We start from the raw sequence: 25,762 nt of genomic DNA, 5'->3' as shown, positions 1-25,762 counted from the left end.
GCGCTCCCCGGACCGGTTCCGGAGTCAAATCTCCACCTGGCTCCCCAGCTCGACGACGCGGTTGGTCGGCAGCCGGAAGAATTCCATCGCGCTTTCGGCGTTGCGCAGCATCCAGGCGAACAGCTTCTCGCGCCACACCATCATCCCCGGCTTGGCCGAGGGAAGCAGCGTCTGACGCGCCAGGAAGAAGCTGGTGTCCATCATCTTGAACTCGGCCCCACAGGTGCTCACCTGCTTGAGCGCTGCCGGCACGTCCGCATCCTGCATGAAGCCGAACTTGATCACGACGCGGTGGAAGCCCTTGCCGAGATCCTCGATCCACATCCGTTTCTCGTCCTCGACATAGGGCTCGTCGGCGATCTTCACGGTGAGCAGGATCACGCGATCGTGGAGCACCTTGTTGTGCTTGAGGTTGTGGAGCAGCGCGTGCGGCACGCCGTCCGGGGTCGAGGTCATGAAGACCGCCGTCCCCTGCACCCGCGCCGCGGAGTTGGCGGCCGATTCGATGAAGATGCGGATCGGCATGGCGCTCTCGCGGAGCCGCGCAATCATCAGCTGACGGCCCTTCGCCCAGGTCGTCAGCAGCGTGAAGGCGACGAGGCCGACGAGCAGCGGGAACCAGCCGCCATCGGGTATCTTTGTGACGTTCGACGCGAAATAAGCGCCGTCGAACACCAGCAGCACCGCAATCAAGGCAATCGAGATGAGTCGCGGCCAATGCCAGACGCGCCGGATCAGCACCGCGAGCATGCAGGTGGTGATGAACATCGTGCCCGTCACCGCGATGCCATAGGCCGCGGCGAGGTTCGACGATTCCTTGAAGGTCAGGACGAGCACCAGCACCATCACCATCAGCGCCCAGTTGACGACCGGCAGATAGATCTGGCCGTGCGCCGACGCGGACGTGTGGTTGATCCGCAGCCGCGGCATCAGGCCGAGCTGGACCGCTTGCTGACAGACCGAGAAGGCGCCGGTGATCACCGCCTGGCTCGCGATGATCGTCGCCATCGTCGCCAGGATCACCAAAGGCAGTCGCCAACCCTCGCTTGCCAGCATGAAAAAGGGATTCTCGGCCGCCGAGGGATCGCGCAGCAACAGCGAGCCTTGGCCAAGATAATTTAGCATCAGCGCGGGAAAGATCAGCCAGACCCACGCGACCTGGATCGGCCGGCGCCCGAAATGGCCCATGTCGGCGTAAAGCGCTTCCGCACCGGTCAGCGCGAGCACCACCGATCCCAACGCCAGGAACGCCAGGCTCGGGTCAGCCGCGAAGAAGCGCACGACCCAGATCGGATTGAACGCCTGGAGCACATCGGGCCGCTCGAGGATGCTCAGCGTGCCGAGCAGCGCCAGCGTCAGGAAATAGACTAGCATGATCGGCCCGAAGAATTTGCCGATGATGTCGGTGCCGCGCGCCTGGATGATGAAAAGTCCAACCAGTATCGCCACTGCGATCGGCAGCACGAACGGCGCAAAGCCCTCCTGGACGACCGCCAGACCCTCGACCGCCGAAAGCACCGAGATCGCCGGGGTGATCATGCAATCGCCGAAGAACAATGCCGTTGCCAGCACGCCGAGCATCACCAGCCCATGGCTCCACCGTCCCGGTCCGCTGCCGCTCTTGCGCTGGATCAGCGCCAGCAGCGCCAGGCTGCCGCCCTCGCCCTTGTTGTCGGCGCGCATCGTCAGGAAGATATATTTGCCGGTGACGATGATCAGCAGCGACCAGAAAATCAGGCTGACCACGCCGAACACGTGGACCAGGTCGACCGCCAGCGGATGATGGCCGACGAACGTCTCCTTCATCGCATAGAGCGGCGAGGTGCCGATGTCGCCATAGACGACGCCCACCGCCCCCAGGGCAAGCGCACGCATGCTGCCCTTCGGGTGATGCCCGTGCTCGGCATCGTCTTCGTGAACCGCGGCGCTTGGCGCTGGTTCGGTGCTGGCGGCTGTCACTGGGGCTGTCGCGCGGCGGAGAGAAGGGGAAGGGTCATAGCGACCTGGGTTCTCGACTGGCTCTGGAACGCGCGCAGTTAGCATTTGCAGCATGGCCTAGCAACGGGCCATTCCAGCGCCATCGCGGGACAGGTCGTTCACCGCGCCGCAAACAGCGCATCTGCTTCGCTGCGGGTGGGCACGGCGCGCAGGACGAAACTGGAATTGATCGTCACCACGCCCGGCAATCGTCCAAGATGCTCACGGTGCAGCCGCTCATAATCGTCGAGATCGCGCGCGAGTATCTTGAGCCGATAATCCTGCCCGCCCGAGACCAAAGCGCATTCGACGACCCCGTCGATCGCCGACACCGCGCGCTCGAACTGGGCAAGATCCTCCTCCACTTGGGTGCCGAGCGTGATGTCGACCAGAGCGGTCACCTTGAAGCCAAGTTCGCGATGCCCGAGCTTGGCGCCATAGCCCTGGATATGCCCGGTCGATTCGAGCGCCTGGATGCGCCGCGTGCAGGCCGATTGCGACAGCCCGACATCGGCCGCGATTCCGCTCACCGACGCCCGGGCGTCGGCGGCGAGCAATTTGAGGATCGAAGTGAAAATGCGGTCCATCAGGGATTATCTGCGATCATGGCCGCGAATATAGCAAATCCATGCGCGGTCGCTAGCCGCGACGCACATCTTTGCAGGGATTCGCCGCACCGCTTCGCGATAGGTTGTCCTCATCGCATTCAGGAGAGCTGCCATGAAGATCGGTGTCCCCAAGGAAATCAAGAATCACGAATATCGCGTCGGGCTGACCCCCGCCTCGGTCTCCGAACTCGTCGCCGCCGGCCACCAGGTGCTGGTCGAGACCCAGGCCGGCATGGGCATCGACTTCGCCGACGAAGCCTATGTGAACGTCGGCGCGACGATCGCCGCCGATGCCGCCGCGGTCTTCGCCGGCTCGGACATGATCGTGAAGGTCAAGGAGCCGCAGCCGAGCGAGATCGCCTTGCTCGAGCCGCGCCACTTGCTCTTTACCTATCTCCACCTCGCCGCCGACAAGCCCCAGACCGAGGGTCTGATCGCCTCGGGCGCTACCTGCATCGCCTATGAGACCGTCACCTCGAACTCGGGCGCCCTTCCCCTCCTCAAGCCGATGAGCGAAGTCGCCGGGCGCATGTCGATCCAGGTGGGCGCGCATTATCTCGAAAAGGAACAAGGTGGCCGCGGCGAATTGCTAGGCGGCGTCCCCGGCGTTGCCCCATGCAAGGTGGCGATCCTAGGCGGCGGCGTCTCGGGCATCAACGCCGCGCAGATGGCGGTCGGCCAGCGCGCCGACGTGACGATCTACGACATCAACAACGAACGCCTCGCCGAGCTCGACATGCATTTCGGCAGCCAGATCAAGACCGCCTACGCTTCCAAGGCCGCGATTGCCGAGGCGGTCGCGCGCTCGCAGGTTGTCATCGGTGCCGTGCTGGTTCCCGGCGCCGCTGCGCCCAAGCTCGTCACCCGCGACATGCTCAAGACGATGATGCGCGGGTCGGTTCTGGTCGATATCGCGATCGATCAGGGCGGCTGCTTCGAGACGAGCCACGCGACCACCCACGACGATCCGGTCTATGAAGTCGATGGCATCATCCATTATTGCGTGGCGAACATGCCCGGCGCGGTCGCGCGCACCTCGGCCTTTGCGCTCAACAACGCCACCCTGCCCTTCGTCCTCAAGCTGGCAAACCTCGGCGCCGGGGCCGCGATGAAGGCGGACCGGCATCTTGCAATGGGCCTCAACGTCTCGGGCGGCAAGATCCGCCACGAGGCAGTCGCCGAGGCGCTTGACCTGCCGTTCGAAGCTTGGGCGGGCTGAACCGCGATAGGGAACAGGATAGGAACATCCAGCGTTGAGCCCCGCGAAAACCAAGCGAGGACGATGCGATGATCGATCAAGCCAATCCCAAGGCAGAACCCGTCGGCAATGCCGAGAAGGACCCCGACGACTGGGTCACCGGTCAGGAGCCGATGACCGGTGCTCAGGCCTCCTATCTCAAGACGCTGAGCGAGGAGGCACATGCGAGCTTCGACGATCAGCTGACCAAGGCCGAAGCCTCCAAGCGGATCGACGCGCTGCAGGACGAAACCGGGCGCGGCCAGTAATGCTGAACCCACGGTATCCCGGCGCCCGCCGGGATGCCGGTCAGGGTGTCGGTTCGGGCACGTCCGGCAACGTGTCCCCCGCCAGATAGCGATCGAGCAGGAACAGCCGCATCATCAACTCCGGCCGATAGCTCGCTTTCTCCGGGGTCAGCGCCACCGCCTTCGCCCAATAGGGTCGGGCTTCGGCGAACTTGCCTTCGCGGACCAGCGCCAGCCCGTGGAAAAAGGGCGGTCCGGGATGCTTCGGCCCTATTGCCTCGGCCTTTTCGAACGCAAACCGCGCACCAGGGGAGATCTGGTTGCCGTCATGCTCCGCCAGAGCGGCCCCGAGCCCGGTCCAGAGCCCGGCATCCTGCGGCGATTTGCGCACCGCGCCGACCATCACCCAGGCCGCCTGCTGCGGCAACCCGGCGCGCTTCATCGCGTCGGAAGCAATGAAATAGCTGTAACTGAAGTTGAACCGGCCAAACATCGCGTCGCGCAATGCGACGAGGTTCGGGTCGATCTCGACGGTCTGGTCGGTGGCGAGCACCGGGCGACCCGCGAGCGCCGGCTGGCCCTGCCACGCATAGCCCGCCGCGCCGAGCATCAGCGCCGTCGCGGCGACCGTCCACATCCGCTTTGGAAAGCCCGTACGCCACAGCAGCAGCGCGGATGCCAGCGCCAACAGCGCGAACAGAACCCAGCCCATCATGGCTTGGGCCTCCCGAAATTGCGGCGCGCGATGAAAAAACCCGCCACGAGCAACATGATCGGCGCGAGCCACAGCGGAGCAGTCACCCAGCTCAACGGCGGGTCATAGGTTACATAGTCGCCATAACGCTGGACGAGCCATTTGCGGATTTGATCGGGATTCTCCCCCGCCGCGATCCGCTCTCGCACAAGCGAGCGCATGTCGCCTGCCATTTCGGCGTCGCTGTCGGCGATCGACTGCCCCTGGCAGACGAGGCAGCGCAGCGTGTCCATCAATGCCTTGGCCCGTGCTTCCGCCCCCGGATCGGCGAGCTGCGTATATGCCAAGGGCGCCGACGGACGACTGGAGTCGGCCCATGCCGCAGTCGCCGAAAGCGTCGCCGTCAGTCCAATCATCAAGGAGAAGAGCCGCGCGCTCACTTCGCCGCCTCCAGCGCAGCAAGAAGCTCCGCCACATGCTCGGCGCGGATGTCGCCGACATGCTGCTTCACGATAACGCCGCGCGAGTCGATCAGAAAGGTTTCCGGTACGCCCGACGATCCGAGCGCTAGCTGCCCCACACTGGCCTTGTCGTCGCCGATCCGCGTATAGGGATCGCCGTTGCGCGCGAGGAACGCCCGCACTGCCTCCGGCGTATCGCGGATGGCGATCGCGTCGATTTCCGCCCCCGCCGCTTTCAGCGCGAGCAGGTGCGGTGCCTCGGCGATGCACGGCACGCACCAGCTCGCAAACACGTTGAGCAGCCGCGGCTTGCCCTTGAGCTGCGCGGTTGCGATCCCCGGCTTGCCCGGCAGCAACGCAGGCAGTTCGATCGTGGGCAGCGGCTTGCCGACCATCGCCGAATAGATCGTCCGATCGGCCGGCTTGAACAGCCCGGCCGCCGCCAGCCCGAACACGATCGCGAACAGCGCCAGCGGCGCCCAGATCAGCGCCCGCTTCATGCGTCGTCCTCACGCCGCTCGCGCCGAACCCGCCCGATCAGCGCCAGCAGCCCGCCCAAAGCGATAAGCCCGCCGCCCAGCCAGATCAGCGTCACCCATGGCTTCCACCACAAGCGGAGTTGCCAGCGTCCGTCCTCGGCGCCTTCGCCCAGCACGGTATAGAGCTGGCCGTCGAACAGCGTGCGGATCGCCGCCTCGTTGGTGTTGGTCGGCGGGGCGGAGAAGAAGCGCTGTTGCGGCATCATTTCGAAAACCTGGCCGTCCTCGCCACGCCGGACCTGCAGCCGTGCCTCCAGCGCCGACCAGTTGGGCCCGATCGCCGGCCGCACTTCGGCAAGCGTCACGCGGAACGGCCCGACCGTGACATTGTCGCCGACATGCACCGCCGCCAACCGCTCGGTCTTGAACGCGCTATCCGCCGCCATCCCGGCGAGGCTCACCGCCACGCCCAGATGCGCGATCACCATGCCCCAGACGTGCATCGGCGTGCGCCGCAGGTTGCGCCGGACCAGCGGCAGCACGCTCGCCACGCCGAGCCCGACGGCGAAGGCGATCGCCAGCACCGGCACGGGATGCGTCCCCCGCGAAAGCGCGAACACCAGCGCGAAGGCGACCCCGGCCGCGCCCACCGGGACCAGCAGCTTGCCGAGCAGCGCATTCATGCTGTCGCGTCGCCAGCGCAGCAAGGGGCCCGCCGCGGTCGCCGCCACCAGCGCGAGCGCCACCGGCGCGGTCGCTTTGTTGAAGAAGGGCGCGCCGATCGAGAGTTGCACCCCCATCGCCTGCGCGAACAGGGGATAGAGCGTGCCGATGAAGACGATGCCCAGGATCACCGTCAGCAGCAGATTGTTGAGCACCAGCGCGCCCTCGCGGCTCACCAGCCGGAACGTCGAGCCCTGCGTCACGGTGCCGACGCGCAGGCCGAACAGCGCCAGCGCCCCGCCGATATAGATTCCGAGCAGCGCCAGGATGAAGCTGCCGCGTGTCGGATCCACCGCGAAGGCATGCACGCTGACGAGGATCCCCGATCGCACCAGGAAGGTGCCGATCATCGACATTGCAAACGCCACCAGCGCGAGCATCAGCGTCCAGGCGCGCAGCCCGTCGCGCGTCGCCAGCACCGTCACCGAATGGAGCAAGGCGGTCGCCGCCAGCCACGGCATCAGCGACGCATTCTCCACCGGATCCCAGAACCACCAGCCGCCCCAGCCAAGCTCGTAATAGGCCCAATAGCTGCCCGCGGTGATCCCGATCGTGAGGAATATCCACGCCGTCAGCACCCAGGGACGCATCGCCTTGGCGAAAGCGGGGCCCACGTCGCGCATGATCAGCGCGCCGACCGCGAAGCTGAACGCCACCGACAGCCCGACATAGCCGATGTAGAGCGTCGGCGGGTGGAAGGCCAAGCCCGGATCCTGGAGCAACGGGTTCAGCCCCTGCCCGTCCGGCGCCGGCGGATCGAGCCGTATGAACGGGTTCGAAGCGAAGACCAGGAAGGCATAAAAGCCGATCGCGATGAACGCCTGGGCCCCCAAAGTGGCCGCGAGCGTGGCCGACGCCAGCCGCCGCTCGAACAAGGCGACCCCCGCCCCCGCCGTCGCCAATACGGCGACCCACAGCAGCATCGAGCCCTCATGGTTTCCCCATGCGCCGGCGATCTTGTAGATCAGCGGCTTGGCCGAATGGCTGTTGGTGGCGACGAGCACGACCGACATGTCGCTGCGCACGAACAAAGCGATCAGGAGCCCGAACGAAAGCAGCGCCAGCAGACCCTGGAGCAGCGACACACGACGCAGCGCGGTCATCAGCTCGTCTGCCTGCGCGGTCCCATTGGCCCGCACAGCTCCCCAGGCGAGCATCAGCTGAATGAGCGCGAACGTTCCCGCCAACCAGAGCGCCGCAAGTCCGGCTTCGGCGATCATTGCGCGACGCTATCCGACTTGTGCATCTTGCCCGCGACCTGCGGCGGCATGTAGCGCTCGTCATGCTTGGCGAGCAGATTGTCGGCGGTGAAGCTGCCGTCGGGGTTGAACCGCCCTTCGGCGACCACGCCGGAGTCTTCCTTGAAAAGGTCCGGAGTCACGCCGCGGAACGCTACCGGCACGGTCGCCTTGCCGTCGGTCACGGCGAAATTCACCGAGACGCCATCGGGTTGCCGCTTGAGCGATCCCGCTGCGACCATTCCGCCCAGCCGAACATGTCGGTCAAGCGGGGGCGGCTTTCCCGCCACGTCGCCGGGCGCATAGAAAAAGGCTGCCTGATCCCCCAGCGCCGAAAGCGCGAGGCCAGAGGCGCCGCCGATCGCCGCCAGCGCGAGCAACCCCAGAACGAGCCGTTGATGTTTGGGCTTCACGCGTCTCGCCTCAACGAACCCAGCGCCCGCTCGGCCCGGCGCATTGCCAGCCAGCTTGCCAGCGCCAGTCCGCCGGTGCCCAGCAGGGTCACGCCATAAGCGGCATAGACGAACAGCCAATGATTCATGTCGAGGCCATCCGCCGCATCCTTGCCTCGAGTTTCTGGGTTGCGATCGCCGCGCGCATGCGCATCAGTACGACGCCCGCGAACAGCAGGGTAAAGCCGCCCAGCGTGAAGAAGAGCGGCCACAACATCGTACGGTCGATCGACGAGCTGGTCAGCCCGATGCTCTGCCCCTGATGCAGCGTGTTCCACCAGACGACCGAATAGCGGATGATTGGCAGCAGCACCGATCCGGCTACGCCGAACAGCGCCGGCAGCCGACCGTCGCCGCCGCGCTCGGCATCGGCCCGGGCAAGCGCGATATAGGCGATGTAGATGAAGAAGAGCAGCAGCATGCTGGTCAGCCGCCCGTCCCATTCCCACCAGGTACCCCAGGTGGGGCGGCCCCAGATCGATCCGCTTATCAGGCAGATCGCGGCAAACACCGCGCCCGCAGGTGCGATCGCGCGCGCCGCGATGCTGGCCAGCGGATGCCGCCAGATCAGAAAGCCGAGGCTCGCCGCGGCGACGCCGCTCCAGCCGCCCATCCCCAGCCAGGCGGCGGGAACGTGGATGTAGAGGATGCGGACGCTTTCTTTCTGCAGATAATCCGCCGGAGTCTGCGTGAGCCCCGCCCAGGCGCCGAACAGCGCAAGCGCGACCCCCGCCCAGAACAAGAGGGGCGTAAGCGGCTGCGCGATCTTCAGGAAGCGCGCTGGATTGGCGAGTGCGTGAAGTGCGGCCACAGGCAGGTGATAGCGAGGTTTATCGGGGGAATCCATCGGCGCGATTGCCCGTCGGTTTCGGCATATCCCTTGGTCCGAACCGAAACATCAGTCCGCTCAGCGCTTTAGCGGTTGAAGGACGTCGGAATGTGAGCCACGGTCATTTCATCATGGAAACTGCAGATACCGTCTCGCCGGCCCCGGACTCACCGGCCTTCACGGGAAGCCCCGAGCATCTTCGGCTAGCGATCGAGGCGGCTCGCGTCGCCTTATGGTCCTGGAACGTTGAGGACGACAGTTTCGCGATGGACGAGCTGGCGTTCGATCTCTGGGGATTGAAGCAGTCTCCGCGCGTCGCGTTCGAAGAGCTTTCCGCGCACATCCACCCTGCCGACCGCGATCGCGTCCGCGCGGCCTTCGTCGCCACCCGGTCGGTCGCCGGACCCTATGAGATCGACTTTCGAATCATGCTCGGCGATGAAATCCGCTGGGTCTCGGCCCGGGGCCGTGGGGCGGACGACGGCATCATCGAGGGAATGATGTTCGGCATCTTCCTCGATGTAACCGGCCGGAAGCAGGCCGAGGAAGGCCATGAGCTTCTCGCGGGAGAAATGAGCCATCGCGTAAAAAATCTGCTCGCGGTCGCGGGCAGCCTCACCCAGCTCTCGTCACGTACCGCGCATACCATCACCGATATGACCAAGGAGCTCACCCAGCGCCTTTCGGCGCTCGATCGTGCGCACGACCTGGTCCGCCCGATTCCCGGCGAACAGGGCAAGGCTGCTCTGCTCGGCGATCTGATTACCGTGCTGCTGGCACCCTATGACGAGTCGGCGGCCTTTTCGGGGAGGATTCGCGTCGCAGTCCCGCGCATGGGCGTAGGAGAGAAAACCGCCAGCACGCTGGCGATGGTCTTCCACGAACTCGCGACAAACTCCGTCAAGCATGGCGCGCTTTCCTCGACCGACGGCATGCTCGACGTCTCGGCGAAGCTCGATGACGATTGCCTGCAACTGGTCTGGGCGGAGACCGGCGGTCCCGAAGTCGTCGGTCCTCCCCAACATCGCGGTTTCGGCCGCGAGATGATCGAACGCACCGTCGAGACTCAACTGCGCGGAAAATTGCGGTACGATTGGCAGGGGAGCGGGCTGGTCGCCACGCTCAGCATCCGCACGTCGTTGATGACCTTCTAGCCGAGGCGCGACTCGATAAGGCTCAGCCCCGTCCGATCAGCTTCTGGGCGAGCCTGTCGGCGACTTCGCTCTCTGGATCGCCGGTGCGAGCGCTCTCATCCCAGACTTCGATCAGACGATCGGGGATCCGGTTCACCCGCGCGTCCACTTCGGCGCGATCGCCTTGCCCGAGATATTCCAGCCCGACATTGATGATGCCGCCGGCGTTGATCACATAATCGGGCGCATAGAGGATGCCGCGATCGTGGAGCCGATGGCCATCCTGGCGGAGAGCGAGCTGATTGTTCGCCCCGCCGGCGACGACCTTGGCACGCAGCAGCGGAATAGACGTCTCGGTAAGGATCGCGCCCAGCGCGTTCGGGCTGAAGATATCGGTCTCAAGTGAGAGGATCGAATCGGCATCCACCGCCTCGGCTCCCAGCTCTGCTGCGAGCGCCTTGGCGCGTTCGGCATTGACGTCGGCCAGCACCAGCTTCGCACCGTCGGCCGCGAGCAGCCGGGCGAGCCCACCACCCACCGAGCCCACGCCCTGAATCGCGACGCGAACGCCAGCCATCGAATCGGCGCCCAGCCCGCGCCTCGCGGCCGCCTTGACGCCCAGATAGACGCCCCGCGCGGTCACCGGCCCGGGATCGCCGCCCGCACTGCCCGCCGCGACCGGCAGGCCTGAGACGTGGCGGGTCTGGGTCGCGACGACCTTCATCCGCTCCTCGGACATGCCGACATCCTCGGCAGTCACATATTTACCCTGGAGCGACTCGACAGCGCGGCCGAACGCCTCGAGCTGCGCCGTGCCGATCACTTCGCCCGGCTGCGATGCCAGCACCACGCCCTTGCCGCCCCCCATCGGCAGATTGGCCATGGCGTTCTTGTAGCTCATTCCGCGCGACAGCCGCAGCGCATCGGTGATCGCTGCATCGGATCCGGCATAATGCCAGAAGCGCACCCCGCCCGCCGCGGGACCCAATGCGGTCGAGTGCACGGCGATGATCGCGCGCAGGCCCGAGGCTCGGTCGGTGAAGAGGTGCACGCCCTCATGATCGTCGAAATCGGGGAATCCCCAGTCGATGGTCACGTTGCTTTTTCCACTTGGGGAGAATGGGGCGACCGACGGGACTTGAACCCGCAACTTCCGGCATCACAAGCCGGTGCTCTAACCAATTGAACTACGATCGCCACGAAGGATGCGCGCTTAGCGGGGCGCGTTTGCGAACGCAAGATAGTTGCCGAGCCTTATCCGCGCGATACGAGTACCGCCGCCTCGGGCGCGATGAGTCCATCGCGCGCCAGCGCCCGCGCCGCCGATGCGAAATTAGGCGCGCTGCGAAAGGCATGGCCCGAAAGCAGCGGCGCATCGGCGCCGTCATAGATCAGACGGCGCATCGCCGCGTCGATCTCCACCCCCTCGAACACCAGGACCCGGCCCTGCTCCCCGCTCCCGTCACACGCCCCGCATCCGGGCGCAGACCACAGGATCGCACCCGGATCGAGGCCGAGCAGCGCCGACATCGATCCGAACGCCTGCATCGGCCGCCTGCATTCGGCACACAGTCCCGGCGCGCTTCGCTGGGCGATCACAAGCCGCAGCGTGGCCGCCAACGCGAACCTGTCCCTCGCCTGCCGTCGCAGCGCCAGGATCGTCGTGATGACATCGCTTCCCTCGGCGCGGGCGACGACCCGTCTGCATTCGGCCGCATCGATCGCGCCCGGCGCATCGACGGTTCCCGGCTCGGCGTCGAGCTCGGACGCCAGCAACGCGATCGTCTCTTCGGCATGGGCGCCGGCCACTGCGATCAGCCCCGTGGGCCGGGTCGTCGCGCGGTCGATCGCGCTGCGCAGCGCGGCGGAGAAGCCATATGCCGAAAGCGGATCGGCAGGGGCGCGCTTGACCTCGGCTTCGACTTGCATTGCCTTCGACTGCGCGCGCAATGTGACGATTGCCTTGCGCTTTTGTTACATGCGCGAAACTGCAGCGCGATGCTGGCGCCGGGCGCGCGAATTTGGCAGATATGCGGGATGCAGACCGTCACCGCGCCAGCGCTTAATCTCGGCTCCGGCCATCCGTCCGAACCGGTGATCGAGCATATCCTCCGCCAGCCCGGCGTCCAGCGCGTCCCCAGCCCCAAAGTGGCGATGTTCATCGCCAAGAGTTTCTTCGAGCCCGAACTGTGCCTGCGGCTCATCGAGCAGATCGATTCGCAGCGCCGGCCCTCGACGATCGCCGATCCCAATGGCGATGATGCCTTCCGCACCAGCGAGACGTGCGACCTCGATCCCGATCTCGCGCTGGTGACCGAACTCAAGCGGCGGATCATCGTACTGACCGGCCTCGACCCCACCCATGGCGAACCGATGCAGGGCCAGCGCTACGAGATCGGCCAGGAATTCAAGGCGCACACCGACTATTTCGAGCCCAGCGGCCAGGATTTCGAAAGATATTGCAGCGTGTCCGGTCAACGGACCTGGACGGTGATGCTCTATCTCAACGATGTCGAGGCGGGCGGGGCCACCCGGTTCAAGGCGATCGACAAGATCGTCAAGCCGGAGACCGGCAAGCTGCTCGTCTGGAACAATCTCCGCTCCGAAGGCGCGCCCAACCCGTCGACGATCCACCACGCGATGAAGGTGCGGGCGGGCACCAAATATGTGATTACCCAGTGGTTCCGCGAGCGTCCCTGGAGCTGGTGACAAGGAAAGGGCCCCGGCGACGATTCGCCGGAGCCCATCCCCGCTTTTGGTCGCTCAGAAGGTCGCGCTCAGCCCTGCCGTGAAGGTCCGGCCGAGATCATAGGTGTTGGTGTCGCGGCGCACGCCGTTCGGGAAGATCTGGAATTCCTCGTAGCGGCGGCCGGTGAGGTTGCGTCCCTCCAGCTTGAGCTCGAGATCAACACCGAAGAGCTTGATGCCCTGCCGCGCGACGAGATCGAAGCGCCAGCCGGGATGCTCGACGAAGTTCGGCTCGACGATGCCGTCGCCCGATGGCGGCACCGGACCGCGGTTGGTTACCCGCTCGCTGGCATAGTTCACCAGGAAGGTCAGCTGAGAGAGCGAGTCGCGATCCTCCAGGCCCAGCTGGAAGTTGAACAGATGGTCCGACTGGCCGACCAGCGGATCGCCGTCCACGAACAAATTGTTGGCGCGAACATAGGTCGCCACCGCGCCCTGCAGCGGGCTCGGCACCAGCTCGTTGCCGACCCGCAATTCCGACTTGCTATAGGTATAGTTGGCCGAAAGCAGGATGCGCCGGCGCGCGAAGAAATTGCCGCCGATCGAGTCGAGGTCGAAATATTTCAGCGCGTCCACTTCGGCCCCGTAGAGCAAGGCGCTTGGCGCGTAGGAAAAGCCGACCTGTGGGGTGGTCGATCCGCCGGGGAAGAAGGCGACGGTCTCGATTGGATTGTCGATCTTCTTCATGAAGCCGGCCAGCGTCACGCGCTGCTCGCGGGCGAAGAACCACTCGGCGCGCGCCTCGAGGTTATAGAGCTGCGAGTCGTCGAGCAGCGGATTGCCGAAGAACTGCCGGGTCGTTTCGAAATCGGTGTAGAGCTGCGGCGCCAGCTCGCGAAACTGCGGGCGGGCAATCGTCTTCGATCCGTGGAAGCGCAGCTGGACGTCGGGGACCACGGTCCAGGTGATCGTGGCGGCCGGCAGCCAATAGCTGTTGGCAAGCCGCGTGTTGAGCAGCCCGCTGGTGTTCACCGTCTCCAGCCCGTCCTCGTAGCGCACGCCGACGGTGGCGCGGATTTCCGGGAAGGGCTCGAGCTCGATCTGGCCGTATCCCGCATGGACCCGCAGGCCCGCCGAATATTCGGCCGCGCCCGATGCGGCGGTGGTATTGCGCAACTCGATGCAGTTACCGGCATTGGTGTAGCCTGGAATGAAGCGCACGCAGCCGTTCAGGATCGTGTCGTCCGAGAGCAGATAGTCCGGGCGAAGCTGGCCCAGCACCAGCGGAAGCGAGGCGCCGCCCGGTCCGAAATATTGGAACTGGTAGCGCGACGAATCGCGGCTGGTGTCGCTGTAATAATAGCCAGCCGACAGCGCGACCGGGAAGGACAGGTTCAGCTTGTAGCTGAGATCGGCCTGTCCCGACTTGAGCGTCTCGTCGAGCTCGCTGAACGCCACCGTGGCGGGCGACGAGGTGCTGAGCGTGCTCACATAATCGTCGACGGGAGTCGCGAAGATCGATGCCAGATATTCGTAGCGGATCGAGCGTTCGTAGGGCGCGTTGCGCTTGGTGTTGGCATAGCTGCCGCGCAGGTCGACGCTCAGATCGTCGAAGCGGAATTCGCCCGCGAGCTGCGAATTGAACAGCTGCCGCTCGAACCAGGCGGTGCCCTGATCGAGGAACGGCTGCTTGCCGTTGATCACGTCGAAATTATTGCCCGCGCCGCCGGTGCCCAGGCTGGTCTGCTTGAGCGTGTCGTGGATGTAGACGTTGGTCCAGCGCACCTGATGCTCGCCGAATTCGGCGCCGAGGCCGAGCAGGCCGTTGACGATCACGCGATTGTCGGTGGTGACGGTGCGGAAATCGCGCGAGAGGCCGCCATCATTGTCGATCGCGAACTGCTGCGTCGCGTCGCGGGTGCGCCAGCTGTTGCTGAACCCGCCCGAGGCGATGAGCCCCAGCCGCACGCCGCCTGCGTCCACCGATCCGCCGAAGCTGGTATCGAAGCTGAGATTGGGCGGGATGAAAGTGTTCTGGAAGATCAGCGTCGTCTCGGCATTGGTCAGCCCGAGAATTGCGCCCGACGGCAGCACCGAGGTGCGGTTCTTGCCCGCGTCGCGGATGAAATCGGGAACCTTGCGCGTGCCCGAATCGTAGCCGAACCAGTCTTTCGAGCCGCCGTCGTGGACAAGGCCGCGATTGTCGGTTGTGATCGTGTCGGCGGAGATCGATGCGCCTACCTGGAAGAAGGCTTCCTTCGGCACCGCGCGGGTCGTGAGGTTGATCACGCCGCCGCCGAATTCGCCGGGATAGTTTACCGAATAGCTCTTCTGGACGAGCGACGAGGCGATGACGTTGGTCGGAAAGATGTCGAGCGGGACGACCCGGCGCAGCGGCTCGGGGCTCGGCAGCGGCGAGCCGTTGAGCAGCGAGGAAGAATAGCGATCGCCCAGGCCGCGAACATAAACGAAACCGTTGCCGACCACCGACAGGCCGGTCACCCGCCCGAGCGCGCCGGCGATGTCGCCTTCGCCGGTGCGGGCGATATCTTCAGACGATAGCACCGATACCACCTGCGGCGTCGCGCGAACGACGTTGGGCACGTTGCGACCGATGACGACGATGTCGTCGGTCCCTTCGAATTCGGCGCCGGGAGTGGAGGTCTCGACCTGCTCCTGCGGGGTTTCGGCGGACTGCTCCTGGGGCGTCGTCGGAGTTACAACCGAGCCTGCGGGCGGCACACCGCCCGAATTCGACTGGGCCAGCGCCGACGGGGCGATCAGTTGCGAGGATGCGAGGAGAAGGCTTCCGAAGGCGAGCTGGGTTCTCATGTCAAATTCCGGTCGATAAGTTCGGGACTGGCGAGCGCGGGGCGGCGAATCATCGCCGCCCCGCCACGTCCGCGTGTCAGTTCGGCACTGCAGTGCAGGCCGCGCTGGTCGTTCCGAAGTTCGCCCGGTTCGAGTTGCAGCTCCAACGCTGGTACCAGGTGTCGAAGTCGTTCGCGGTGCTGTCCGGCCCGATCGCGCCCACGAAGGTGGTGGGGACGAAGAAGGCTGCGAGTCCCGATGCCGGCTGCGGGTTGTAGTTCGCCGGATTGACGGCGGTCGTCGCCGTGGCGCCCGAACCGGCCAGGAAGGTGCCGGTCAGCGCCGCTGCTGCGGTGCCGTTGATATTGACGTTGTTGCCGGCCGCTTCGACGATCGCCTGCTGCTCGGCGCTGGTCACCGTCACGCTGTTGACTGCGGTCTGGGCATATTTGGTCGCGCCGCAGCCGAAGTAGATCGAGTTGAAGATCGGTGGGCCGAAGTCCTGCAGCGGACCAGCGGTTTCGGCAGCGCTCGGCGTGCTGGTCGAGGGCGTCGAGTCCGCGGGGCGGATCGTCGTCTTCTGGCCGTTCACGACTGCACCGGCGACCAGGTTGACGCAGGCCTGCGGCGTCGTGACGATGCCGTTGACCAGGCGCGTGTCCGCGCCGCCACGGATGCGAAGTGCGGCAACCGTATTGGCGTTGTTGCTGGTCTGGATGAAGGTGAAGTTTGCGATCTGCGCCCAGGTGCGCGGCAATGCATCTTCGCCGCCGTTCGAATCGGCTTCGATCATGTAATTGTCGGTCTGGGTGTTATTCGGCTTCTGCACGGCCAGCACGAACTGGATCAAGCCGCGATAGCCAACGTCATAATCGAGGCTGTCATCGTCCGCGCCGGTGATGACGATATTCTTCATGTTGGTACGGCCGCCGAAGATCTCGATGCCGTCGTCCGACGAATTGTGAACCTGGACATGATCGATCGTCGTGCCGTAGCCGGTGCCGCCCAGCGTCAGGCCCTGGAGCTCGACATTCTCGGCAAGCGCAGTGCCCGAATAACGGATCTGGACGTAACGGATCGAGCCGCTGTTGTCCGCCGGCGCATTGCCGCCGTACAGCGCGGTGCCGGTGCCCTCGACGACGTTCTCGCAGTTCGCGGCGCCGCCGGTGGTGCCCGCCAGGTTGCAGTTCGAAATCGGCGCACGGCCGGCAAGGATCAGGCCGCCCCACTGGCCCTGGGCCTCATCGGTCGCGGTACCGGCGACATTCTGCTGCGAGGTAAAGACGATCGGAAGCGCTTCGGTGCCTTCGGCGAGGATACGCGAGCCGCGGTTGACGACCATGAAGTCGTTATCGGCGTTGGTGGTGTTGGCATACAGCACCACGCCCGGCTGGACGGTCAGGATCGCGCTCTGGCCGCCCGGCGCCGTGCCGCCGCCGCCCAGATCGATGCCGACGTCGACGCGGCCGTTGATTTCATAGGCGACGCCCGGAAGCTTCGCGAGCGTGGTGTTGCCGGTGATCAGCGAAGGCAGGCGGCACCCGCGATAGCTGCCGACCACGCCCGCATCGGTGTAGCCCGACGGGCACGAAGCGGCCGGAACGCCGGGAGTGGGCGTCGCGCTGGTGGGCGTGGGCGTGGGCGCAGGAGCCGGCGCCGGGGCGGGAACGATAATGGCGCCGTCACCGGGCGAGGCGATGCTCGGCGAACCGTCGCAAGCCGACAGGGCAATGCCCGCGCAGCTGGTCATAAGGATAAGGCTGAGGCGGTTGAAGCTGGCCATAAAGTCTCCGTTCCGGCGGAATGCCGGTTTGCGCATGAGCGAGTTGTGACGGGATCGACTCGGTTCCCCCTGCCGATCTCGAGGGGTGCGCTACGGAGCTTGCGTGACTCGTCCGCGAGAGTTCGGAGACAGCCGCACGACAATTGAATGACGAATATGTGACGGAAGTGCCGCGACGCGGCGGGGCGCGGGCTCGCTTATGTCAGCCCGGGGGCAGCACAGCTCCGCCCAACGCGACAGAAAACAGCGCGATCAGGCGTTCGCGCAATTTCGCGTTATTTCCGTGGCACATGGGGTCCACGCCCATCGCGCTGCGAAGGATGCCGCTGCCCATCAATACCGCGAGCGACAGGCTTGCACGCATTTCGGCATCCTCGCCCTCCAGAAGATTCGCCATCGGTTCGAGCACATCTTCGTGGATCGCCTCGCGGACGATCTCGGATGCCATCGGGGACGAAGAGGATCGCAGCAAGATCAGCAACCGATCGACATGGGCCGACGGGTCCTCGCCATCTGCGCCGATGTCCTCGAGCAGCATCGACGCGAGATGATCCGCCAGCCCCACGCGATCGACACCCTCGAGCATCGGCTTCTTGTCGCCTCGCAATGCCTCGCGAAACAATTGCTCCTTGCCGCCGAAATATCGGCTGACCAGCGACGGATCGACGCCCGCATCGCCCGCAATCTCGCGCAGGCCGACATTTTCATAGCTTTCCCGCGCGAAATGCCGGCGTGCCGCGATCAGCATCGCCTGGCGCGTGGCGGCGGCGTTTCGGAGTCTTGGACTGTCGGGCATCGGTGGCGGCATTGCGCGCCCTCCCTACACGTTGAAGGCGCTTGGTCAACGTCCGTTGACTTATAAAGTCTACAGCCGTTGACAGACGTCGCGACCGGGCCTAGCCAACGCGCCGAACGGAAGATCGCCCCGCAGAGGCGGCTCTGGGGAGGATACCGGCCAGGCTCCGGACCAGGGACGCTGATATGATTTCGAAGCAAAGACAGAAGCTTGTTGCGGCCCTATTCGCCGTGCCACTCGCACTCTCGGGTTGCGGTGGACAGGCCGAATCACCTCCGCCCCAGGGCAATCCACCGGTCACGGTTGCGACCCCGCTCGTCCAGAATGTCGTCGATTGGGACGAATTCGTCGGGCGCTTCGAGGCGATCCAGAGCGTCGAAGTTCGCCCGCGCGCCTCCGGCTATCTGCTCGGCATCCATTTTCGCGACGGCCAGATGGTGAAGAAGGGCCAGCTTCTCTTCACCGTCGACCCGCGTCCCGCAGAAGCCGCGGTCGCCCAGGCAGTCGCCCAGGCTGCGCAGGCGCAGGCCACGCTCGCCAACGCCCGCACCGAACTCGCCCGTTCGCAGACGCTTGCCGCGTCGCGCGCCGCCAGCACCGAGGAAGTCGAAGCGCGCCAGGCCGCGCTGCGCTCGGGCCAGGCCCAGGTCGCCGCCGCGCAGGCCAACGTCCGTGCCCGCCGGCTCGATCTCGGCTTCACCCGCGTGACCGCGCCGATCAGCGGCCGCATCTCGGAACGGCGCGTCGACGTCGGCAATTCGGTCGCCGCCGATCAGACCGTACTGACGACGATCGTCTCGGTCAGCCCGCTCCACTTCAGCTTCAACGGCTCGGAAGCGCTGCTGCTCAAATATCAGCGGCAGGGCGAAGGCACCCAGATCGGCACGCCGGTTCGGATCAAGCTGGCCGACGAGCAAGCCTATTCGCACGACGGAACGCTCGATTTCATCGACAATGTCATCGATGCCGGCGCCGGCACGATCCGCGCCCGCGCGGTCGTCCCCAATGCCAGTGGCTTCCTGAAACCCGGCATGTTCGGCAATCTGCGGCTCGAGGCTTCGAACCCCTACCCCGCCCTGCTCGTGCCCGACACCGCGATCATCGCCGATGCCGCGCGCCAGGTCGTCTATGTCGTCGACAAGAGCGGAACCGTGGTCGCACGGCCGGTGCAGACCGGCCCGCTGCTCGGTAATCTGCGCGTCGTACGCAGCGGCATCACTCGCGAGGACCGCGTCATCATCAACGGCATCCAGCGCGCTCGCCCGGGTCAGAAGGTGACGCCCCAGAACGGCAAGATCACCGCTGCGCCCGCGGCGCCCGCGGGTCCGCCGACCAGTGCGGCGGCGCCCGCCTCGACCGCACGCCCGGCCGGCAACTGAGCTAGAGCCATGAACATCTCCAGCTTCTTCATCGAGCGTCCGATTTTCGCGGGCGTGATCGCGGTCTTCATCACGCTGATTGGCGCCTTCGCCTATCCGCTGCTGCCGCTGTCGCAATATCCGGAAATCGCCCCGCCGACGATCGCTATCACCGCCGCCTATCCGGGCGCGTCGGCCGAGACGATCGCCGAGACGGTCGCCGCACCGCTGGAGCAGGAAATCAACGGCGTCGAGAACATGCTCTATATGAGCTCGTCCTCGAGCCAGAGCGCCGCGCAGATCACCGTCACCTTCGCACCCGGCACCGATCTCGACGCCGCGCAGGTGCTCGTCCAGAACCGAGTCGCGCTGGCCGAGCCGCGCCTGCCCGAAGAGGTTCGTCAGGTCGGCGTTACCGTCAACAAGCAGGAATCCGGCTTCCTTCTCATCGTCGCGCTCACCTCGGCGGACGGCAGCCTCGATACCGATTATATCGGCAATTACGCCAACACCTCGGTTCGCGATCGACTGCTTCGCCTCGAAGGCGTCGGTAGCGTCATGGTCTTCGGCGGCGGCAATTATGCGATGCGCGTGTGGATCGATCCCGATCGCGCCGCCGCGCGCAACCTCACGGCCAGCGAGATCGTCGCCGCGCTGCGCACGCAGAACGTCCAGGTCGCCGGCGGCGCGCTGGGACAGACCCCTTCGGGCACCGCAAATCCTTCGTTCGAGGTGCCGGTCGACGTGCAGGGGCGGCTCACCAGCGTCGAGCAATTCTCCGACATCACGATCAAGAGCGATCCGGCAAGCGGCTCGATCACCCGGCTTCGCGACGTCGCCCGAGTCGAGCTGGGCAGCCAGGACTATGCCATTCGCGGCGCCTTCGACGGCAAGCCGGGCATCGCCCTCGCGATCGTCCAACAGCCCGGCGCCAACTCGCTGACCGCCGCGCAAGGCGTGCTCGACGAGATGAAGCTGATTGAGCGCGAGCTGCCGGCCGGCATCCAATATTCGATCCCCTACAATCCCACCGAATATGTCGGCGCCTCGGTCGAGGCGGTGCAGCACACCTTGCTCGAAGCGGTCGTGCTCGTCGTCCTTGTCGTGCTGATCTTCCTCCAGACCTGGCGCGCGGCGGTAATCCCGATCATCGCGATTCCGATCGCGCTGGTCGGCACCTTCGCGGTGCAGCTGGCGCTCGGCTACTCGATCAATTCGCTCTCGCTCTTCGCGCTCGTCCTCGCGGTTGGCATCGTCGTCGACGACGCGATCGTCGTGGTCGAGGCGGTCGAGAAGCATATCAGCGAGGGCCTCTCGCCGCGCGAGGCTGCGCACCGGACGATGAAGGAAGTCTCCGGCGCGCTGATTGCGATCGGGCTGGTGCTTGTATCGGTGTTCGTTCCGACGGCCCTGGTACCCGGCATTCCGGGCATCTTCTACCAGCAGTTCGCCGTCGCGATCGCCGCTGCCTCGGTCATCTCGCTGATCGTATCTCTGACGCTGTCGCCCGCGATGGCCGCCCTGCTGCTCAAGCCGCACCAGGAAAAGAGCGTCGATGACGGCCCCCGCTTCCTCCGTCCGGTCCGGGTCGGCGCGGACAAGTTCAACCGCGGGTTCGAATGGCTGTCGGATCGCTATGGCCGCTTCACGGCGCGGGTGATCCGCATGGGGCTGATCATGATGATCCTCTATGCGGTGCTGCTCGCGCTCACCGGCTGGCGGCTCACCGCGACGCCCACCGGCTTCATTCCCGAGCAGGATCAGGGCTTCCTGATCGGCGTCGTCCAGCTTCCGCCGGGTGCCTCGCTCGATCGCACCAGCGAAGTGATGAACCGCGCCTGGGACATCGCCAGCAAGACCAAGAGCGTGGTTGGCGGCGCCTCGTTTGCGGGGCTCGACGGCTCCAGCTTCTCGCAGGCCTCCAATGCCGGTGTGATGTTCCTCAAGCTTTCGGACTGGTCCGATCGCGGCAAGGAGGCCACTGCAACTGCGCTTGCCGGGCAACTCACCGGCGCGATCGGCGGCGCGATCGAAGGCGCGAACATCTTCATGATCTCCCCGCCCGCGGTCCAGGGCCTGGGCAACGGCTCGGGCTTCGTGATGATGCTGCAGGATCGCTCGGCGAATGCCGGCTATCGCGGCCTCGAAGGCGTCACCGGCGCCATGATGGGCGCGGCGATGCAGGAGGCCAAGGTCACCCAGGTCTTTTCGCTGTTCAACACCGGCACTCCGCGGATCCGGGCGGAAGTCGATCGTGATCGCGCGCAATTGCTCGGCGTTGAGCCAAACGCGGTGTTCGCGGCGGTGAGCACTTATATCGGCTCGACCTATGTCAACGACTTCAACCTGTTCGGCCGCACCTTCCGGGTGACCGCGCAGGCCGAGCCGGCAGCACGCGACGATCTTGCGGATCTCGGACGGCTCCAGGTTCGCTCGAGCAGCGGCCAGATGGTGCCGCTCGCCTCGGTCGCCACCTTCGTTCGGGACACCGCGCCCTCGCGCGTGGTCCGCTACAACCTGCTTCCCGCGGTCGAGCTTCAGGGTGCAGCCGCCCCGGGCGTGTCTTCGGGCGATGCGCTGGCCGCAATGGAGCAACTCGCGGCCAAGACGCTGCCGCAGGGCTATAGCTACGAATGGACCGGGCTCGCTTATCAGCAGAAGCAGGCGGGCAGCAGCTCGGCGCTGATTTTCGTGCTGGCGGTCGTGTTCGTGTTCCTGGTGCTCGCTGCGCAATATGAGGCGCTAACGCTGCCGCTCGCGGTGATCCTGATCGTGCCGATGTGCATTCTTGCGGCGCTGATCGGCGTCAATCTGCGAGGGATGGACAATAATATCCTCACCCAGGTCGGCCTCGTCGTGCTGATCGCGCTTGCCGCCAAGAATGCGATCCTGATCGTCGAGTTCGCCAAGCAGGGTGAGGAGCAGGGCATGAACCGCTTCGATGCGGCCGTGCATGCCGCACGATCGCGCCTGCGCCCGATCCTGATGACCAGCTTCGCCTTCATCTTCGGCGTGATCCCGCTGGCCATTGCCTCGGGACCTGGACAGGAAATGCGGCAGTCGCTCGGCACCGCGGTCAGCTTCGGCATGCTCGGCGTGACGGTGTTCGGGCTGATCTTCACGCCTATCTTCTATGTGCTGATGCGCGGCATCGGCGCGAAGAAGCGCGAGCGCGAGCATCCCCCCGAAACCGCACACCCGCCAGAAACCGCACACCCGATCGTGGTGGGAGACGCATGATGAAGCGCGCTATCGCCACTCTTGCCGGACTAGCCCTTTCCGGCTGCATGGTCGGCCCGGACTATGCCTCGCCCGCCGCGCGTCAGCCCGCGCAGACGCCCTTCGTCGGCGCGAACGACCCCGCCTTCGTCCCCGCCCCGCCGCCGGCCGAGTGGTGGAAGCTGTTCAATGCGCCGATCCTCGATCGGTTGGTTGCGGACGCGGTCGCGGCGAACACCGATCTGCGCGTCGCCGCGGCGAATCTGCGCCAGGCGCGAGCGGTTCTGCGCGAATCGCGCAACGCCCGCCTTCCCACCACAAACCTTTCGGCGAGCGGCAATTACGGCCAGCAGTCGGGCGCCGGCTTCGGCCAAAGCGGCCCGCTGTACCGCGGTGAAACCTATGACGCCGGGCTCGACGTGGGCTATCAGATCGACCTGTTCGGCCGCATCGCCCGCGCCATCGAGGCGAGCCGTGCCGACGTCGATGCGGTGGCGGCAACCTATGACCTCACCCGCATCACGGTGGTCGCCGAGACGATCCGCGCCTATGCAGAGGCCTGCAGCACCGGCAACCAGTTGAACGTCGCGCGCGAAAGCCTGCGCGTTCAGGAAGAGACGTTCGATCTCACCCGCCGCCTGTTCGAAGGCGGTCGCGGCACAGCGCTCGACACCAGCCGCGCCTCGGCCCTGCTCGAACAGACCCGCGCCGACATTCCGACGCTCGAGGCCACCCGCCGCGCCGCCCTCTTCCGCCTGGCAGTGCTCACCGGACGCCCGCCCGCGGAATTCCCGGCCGAAGTCGCCGCCTGCACCACGCCCCCCACCACGACGTCGCCGATCCCGGTCGGCGAAGGCACGACTCTGCTCGCGCGCCGCCCCGACGTGCGCGCCGCCGAACGGCGCCTTGCCGCCGCCACCGCGCGGATCGGCGTGGCCACCGCCGATCTCTATCCCAGCATCAGCCTCGGCGGATCGATCGGCTCCACCGCGACTTCGATCGGCGATCTCTTCTCCAATTCGGGCTTCCGCTTCGGGCTTGGGCCGCTGATCTCCTGGACTTTCCCCAACACAGGCCTCGCCCGCGCGCGCATCGCGCAGGCCGAAGCAGCGACCGAGGCCGCGCTGGCCCAGTTCGACGGCGCCTGGCTCGGCGCGCTGCAGGAGACCGAAACCGCGCTGACGCGCTACACTGCCGAGGGCAGCCGAGTCGCCACGCTGCTGCGTGCCCGCGACGCCAGCGCCGAGGCCGCCCGCATCGCCCGACTGCGTTATCAGGCAGGTGCCGAAACCTTCCAGATCGTGCTCGATGCGGAACGCTCGCTCGCGGCATCGGAAGCGTTGCTCGCCCAGTCGCGCGCGCAGTTTTCGGACCTGACGATCACCTTGTTCCTCGCGCTGGGCGGCGGCTGGGAAGCACAAGCGCCGCCCGCAAACTGAAGAACGGGATCAACTAGCTTTTGCTGCCGGACATCGCTCTACTTACCCGATGACCAGCGATGAACCGATCACCGAGGCCGCCAACGCCATCGCGCGCCTGATCGACCTCGAAATTCCTCCCGAATGCGCCGCTGGCGTCACGGCGGCGCTGACGGACCTGATCGAACGTTCGCGCGCGATCCGGAGCTTCGCGATCGACGCCGACCACGCGTCATGATTGCCGATATCGCCCAAGACGTCCGCACCGGCCGCCGCTCGGCCGTCGAAATCGTCCGCGAATCGCTGGCCCACATCGCGCGCGACAATCCGACCCTCAACGCCGCAACGCTGGTCCTGACCGACTCCGCCGTGGCGCAGGCCGAAGCGGTGGACGCAAAGGTCGCCCGCGGCGAAGACCCCGGCCCTCTCGCCGGCGTGCCCTTCGGGGTGAAGGACCTGTTCGACGTCCAGGGCCTGCCCACCACAGCTGGTGCCGCGATGCGCCGCGATGCCCCGCCCGCCACGCGCGATGCCGAAGCCGTGACCCGGCTCAAGGCGGCGGGTTCCATCCTCGTCGCGACGCTCAACATGGACGAGTTCGCTTATGGCTTCGCCACGATCAACGCCGCCTACGGCACCACCCGCAACCCGCACGGCTCGAATCGGCTAGCCGGCGGATCCTCGGGCGGCTCGGCAGCGGCGGTGGCGGCGGGGATGCTTCCCCTGACGCTCGGCAGCGACACCAACGGCTCGATCCGGGTCCCTGCGGCCCTCTGTGGGATATACGGCCTCAAGCCGAGCCATGGCGCGTTGCCGATGGGAGGGGTCTTCCCCTTCGTCGACAGTTTCGACGATATCGGCCCCTTTGCGACATCGGTCGCCGATCTCCGGCTGAGCTGGGAGGTGCTTGGCGGAAGCGCGGTCCGCAGCCGAGCGCCCATCCGCATCGCCCATCTCGGCGGCTGGTTCTCGGACGATGTCGACGCCGAATTGCTCGACGCGATCGATGCAATCGGCACGCACCTGGGCGGCATTCGCACGGTCGAGCTCCCCGAAGTCGCCCGCGCCCGCTCGGCCGCCTTCCTGATGACAGCAGTGGAGGGCGGCACCCGCCATCTCCCCGAACTGCGCCGCCGCGCGCTCGCGTTCGATCCCGCCACCCGCGACCGGCTGATCGCCGGCGCCCTGCTTCCGGCCTCGGCCTACCTCGCCGCCGAACGCTTCCGCGCCTGGTTCCGCGCCCAGGCAGCCCGGCTGTTCGAACAGCATGACGTGCTGATCGCGCCCGCGACAGGCGAAGTCGCCCCGCCTATCGACGACCCGATGATCCACGTCGCAGGCGCCCGCCTGCCCGCGCGCGCACATCTCGGCCGGTTCGCCCAGCCGCTGAGCTTCATCGGCCTCCCCGTGATCGCAGCACCGCTGCGCCGCCCGGGCAAGCTCCCGCTCGGCCTCCAGCTCGTCGGCAAGCCCGGTGGCGAAGCGCCGCTGTTCGACCTCGCAGCGACCCTTGAGGCCGATGGATTGATCGGCTTCACCCCGCCGACCTGCTAGCGCTTCCCCTCGGGCAAAGGCGCGCTATGGTGCAGTGCAAGATAGGGGGAGTCGGG

The 25,762-nt window shown here is 66.1% G+C and carries 23 protein-coding genes and 1 tRNA gene; 9 read left to right on the top strand and 15 right to left on the bottom strand.

Features of this window, described 5'->3' with window-relative positions; translation table 11 throughout:
• Nucleotides 1-24: 24 nt before the first annotated feature.
• Entirely contained in the window at nt 25-1,875 is a 1,851-nt protein-coding gene (locus OKW87_RS01160) for a potassium transporter Kup (RefSeq protein ID WP_265541587.1), read from the bottom strand.
• 221 nt (nt 1,876-2,096) lie between these two features.
• A complete protein-coding gene (locus OKW87_RS01155) occupies nt 2,097-2,564 on the bottom strand; it encodes an Lrp/AsnC family transcriptional regulator (RefSeq protein WP_265541585.1) in 468 nt (155 codons plus the stop codon).
• Between the two features lie 133 nt (nt 2,565-2,697).
• Here OKW87_RS01155 and ald point away from each other — a divergent pair, with 133 nt between their 5' ends.
• The gene (ald, locus tag OKW87_RS01150; protein ID WP_265541583.1) at nt 2,698-3,804 is read left to right on the top strand and encodes an alanine dehydrogenase; all 1,107 of its coding nucleotides are present in this window, start codon (nt 2,698-2,700) and stop codon (nt 3,802-3,804) included.
• Between the two features lie 68 nt (nt 3,805-3,872).
• Nucleotides 3,873-4,091: a DUF3072 domain-containing protein gene (locus OKW87_RS01145; protein ID WP_265541581.1), complete on the top strand. Its 219-nt coding sequence runs from the start codon at nt 3,873-3,875 to the stop codon at nt 4,089-4,091.
• A gap of 40 nt (nt 4,092-4,131) precedes the next feature.
• Here the strand turns inward: OKW87_RS01145 and OKW87_RS01140 are convergent, their stop codons facing one another.
• From OKW87_RS01140 to ccmC, 7 genes are read right to left on the bottom strand one after another with little or no spacing between them, the layout of a single operon-like run.
• Nucleotides 4,132-4,785, bottom strand: a complete 654-nt coding sequence (locus OKW87_RS01140) for a tetratricopeptide repeat protein (protein ID WP_265541579.1) — start codon at nt 4,783-4,785, stop codon at nt 4,132-4,134.
• Entirely contained in the window at nt 4,782-5,180 is a 399-nt protein-coding gene (locus OKW87_RS01135; RefSeq protein WP_265541577.1) for a cytochrome c-type biogenesis protein, read from the bottom strand. The genes OKW87_RS01140 and OKW87_RS01135 overlap by 4 nt, the downstream gene beginning before the upstream one ends.
• Before the next feature lie 20 nt (nt 5,181-5,200).
• Entirely contained in the window at nt 5,201-5,725 is a 525-nt protein-coding gene (locus OKW87_RS01130; protein ID WP_265541575.1) for a redoxin family protein, read from the bottom strand.
• Complete coding sequence (locus tag OKW87_RS01125) at nt 5,722-7,647, bottom strand: heme lyase CcmF/NrfE family subunit (protein WP_265541573.1); 1,926 nt, start codon at nt 7,645-7,647, stop codon at nt 5,722-5,724. The genes OKW87_RS01130 and OKW87_RS01125 overlap by 4 nt, the downstream gene beginning before the upstream one ends.
• The gene (ccmE, locus tag OKW87_RS01120; RefSeq protein WP_265541572.1) at nt 7,644-8,078 is read right to left on the bottom strand and encodes a cytochrome c maturation protein CcmE; all 435 of its coding nucleotides are present in this window, start codon (nt 8,076-8,078) and stop codon (nt 7,644-7,646) included. The genes OKW87_RS01125 and ccmE overlap by 4 nt, the downstream gene beginning before the upstream one ends.
• Nucleotides 8,075-8,206, bottom strand: coding sequence for a heme exporter protein CcmD (locus OKW87_RS01115; RefSeq protein WP_265541571.1), 132 nt, complete (start codon nt 8,204-8,206; stop codon nt 8,075-8,077). Before OKW87_RS01115 ends, ccmE begins: the two co-directional genes overlap by 4 nt.
• On the bottom strand, nt 8,203-8,928 hold the full coding sequence (gene ccmC / locus OKW87_RS01110; protein WP_265541570.1) for a heme ABC transporter permease CcmC: 726 nt from the start codon (nt 8,926-8,928) through the stop codon (nt 8,203-8,205). Before ccmC ends, OKW87_RS01115 begins: the two co-directional genes overlap by 4 nt.
• Before the next feature lie 128 nt (nt 8,929-9,056).
• Between ccmC and OKW87_RS01105 the strand changes: the two genes are divergently transcribed.
• The gene (locus tag OKW87_RS01105; protein ID WP_265541569.1) at nt 9,057-10,100 is read left to right on the top strand and encodes a sensor histidine kinase; all 1,044 of its coding nucleotides are present in this window, start codon (nt 9,057-9,059) and stop codon (nt 10,098-10,100) included.
• Nucleotides 10,101-10,122: 22 nt separating this feature from the next.
• Here the strand turns inward: OKW87_RS01105 and OKW87_RS01100 are convergent, their stop codons facing one another.
• The 3 genes from OKW87_RS01100 to OKW87_RS01090 all read right to left on the bottom strand — a co-directional run bounded on the left by OKW87_RS01100 (nt 10,123) and on the right by OKW87_RS01090 (nt 12,008).
• Nucleotides 10,123-11,175 carry a Leu/Phe/Val dehydrogenase gene (locus tag OKW87_RS01100; RefSeq protein WP_265541568.1) on the bottom strand — a complete coding sequence of 351 codons (1,053 nt, stop codon included), beginning with the start codon at nt 11,173-11,175 and terminating at the stop codon, nt 10,123-10,125.
• Between the two features lie 24 nt (nt 11,176-11,199).
• Nucleotides 11,200-11,276: transfer RNA gene (locus tag OKW87_RS01095), tRNA-His, on the bottom strand.
• A gap of 57 nt (nt 11,277-11,333) precedes the next feature.
• A complete protein-coding gene (locus tag OKW87_RS01090) occupies nt 11,334-12,008 on the bottom strand; it encodes an ATPase, T2SS/T4P/T4SS family (protein WP_265541567.1) in 675 nt (224 codons plus the stop codon).
• A gap of 108 nt (nt 12,009-12,116) precedes the next feature.
• Between OKW87_RS01090 and OKW87_RS01085 the strand changes: the two genes are divergently transcribed.
• Entirely contained in the window at nt 12,117-12,788 is a 672-nt protein-coding gene (locus OKW87_RS01085; RefSeq protein ID WP_265541565.1) for a prolyl hydroxylase family protein, read from the top strand.
• 54 nt (nt 12,789-12,842) lie between these two features.
• Here OKW87_RS01085 and OKW87_RS01080 read toward each other — a convergent pair whose 3' ends face one another.
• The 3 genes from OKW87_RS01080 to OKW87_RS01070 all read right to left on the bottom strand — a co-directional run bounded on the left by OKW87_RS01080 (nt 12,843) and on the right by OKW87_RS01070 (nt 18,169).
• Nucleotides 12,843-15,599 (bottom strand): TonB-dependent receptor plug domain-containing protein, encoded by a 2,757-nt coding sequence (locus OKW87_RS01080; RefSeq protein ID WP_265541563.1) that lies wholly within the window; start codon nt 15,597-15,599, stop codon nt 12,843-12,845.
• A gap of 76 nt (nt 15,600-15,675) precedes the next feature.
• The gene (locus OKW87_RS01075; RefSeq protein WP_265541562.1) at nt 15,676-17,361 is read right to left on the bottom strand and encodes a hypothetical protein; all 1,686 of its coding nucleotides are present in this window, start codon (nt 17,359-17,361) and stop codon (nt 15,676-15,678) included.
• A 202-nt stretch (nt 17,362-17,563) separates the two neighbouring features.
• Nucleotides 17,564-18,169, bottom strand: a complete 606-nt coding sequence (locus OKW87_RS01070; protein ID WP_265541561.1) for a TetR/AcrR family transcriptional regulator — start codon at nt 18,167-18,169, stop codon at nt 17,564-17,566.
• A gap of 218 nt (nt 18,170-18,387) precedes the next feature.
• Here OKW87_RS01070 and OKW87_RS01065 point away from each other — a divergent pair, with 218 nt between their 5' ends.
• From OKW87_RS01065 to OKW87_RS01045, 5 genes are read left to right on the top strand one after another with little or no spacing between them, the layout of a single operon-like run.
• On the top strand, nt 18,388-19,536 hold the full coding sequence (locus tag OKW87_RS01065) for an efflux RND transporter periplasmic adaptor subunit (RefSeq protein ID WP_265541559.1): 1,149 nt from the start codon (nt 18,388-18,390) through the stop codon (nt 19,534-19,536).
• Nucleotides 19,537-19,545: 9 nt separating this feature from the next.
• Nucleotides 19,546-22,755, top strand: coding sequence for an efflux RND transporter permease subunit (locus OKW87_RS01060; RefSeq protein ID WP_265541557.1), 3,210 nt, complete (start codon nt 19,546-19,548; stop codon nt 22,753-22,755).
• Nucleotides 22,755-24,173: an efflux transporter outer membrane subunit gene (locus tag OKW87_RS01055; RefSeq protein WP_322740320.1), complete on the top strand. Its 1,419-nt coding sequence runs from the start codon at nt 22,755-22,757 to the stop codon at nt 24,171-24,173. Before OKW87_RS01060 ends, OKW87_RS01055 begins: the two co-directional genes overlap by 1 nt.
• Nucleotides 24,174-24,222: 49 nt before the next feature.
• A complete protein-coding gene (locus tag OKW87_RS01050) occupies nt 24,223-24,390 on the top strand; it encodes a hypothetical protein (RefSeq protein WP_265541555.1) in 168 nt (55 codons plus the stop codon).
• Nucleotides 24,387-25,706, top strand: coding sequence for an AtzE family amidohydrolase (locus OKW87_RS01045; protein ID WP_265541554.1), 1,320 nt, complete (start codon nt 24,387-24,389; stop codon nt 25,704-25,706). The genes OKW87_RS01050 and OKW87_RS01045 overlap by 4 nt, the downstream gene beginning before the upstream one ends.
• The last annotated feature ends 56 nt before the right edge of the window (nt 25,707-25,762 follow it).

It is taken from the genome of Sphingomonas sp. M1-B02 (assembly GCF_026167525.1).
In the GTDB taxonomy this organism is placed as follows: domain Bacteria; phylum Pseudomonadota; class Alphaproteobacteria; order Sphingomonadales; family Sphingomonadaceae; genus Sphingomonas.
This window is presented reverse-complemented; position numbering and strand designations above follow the sequence as displayed.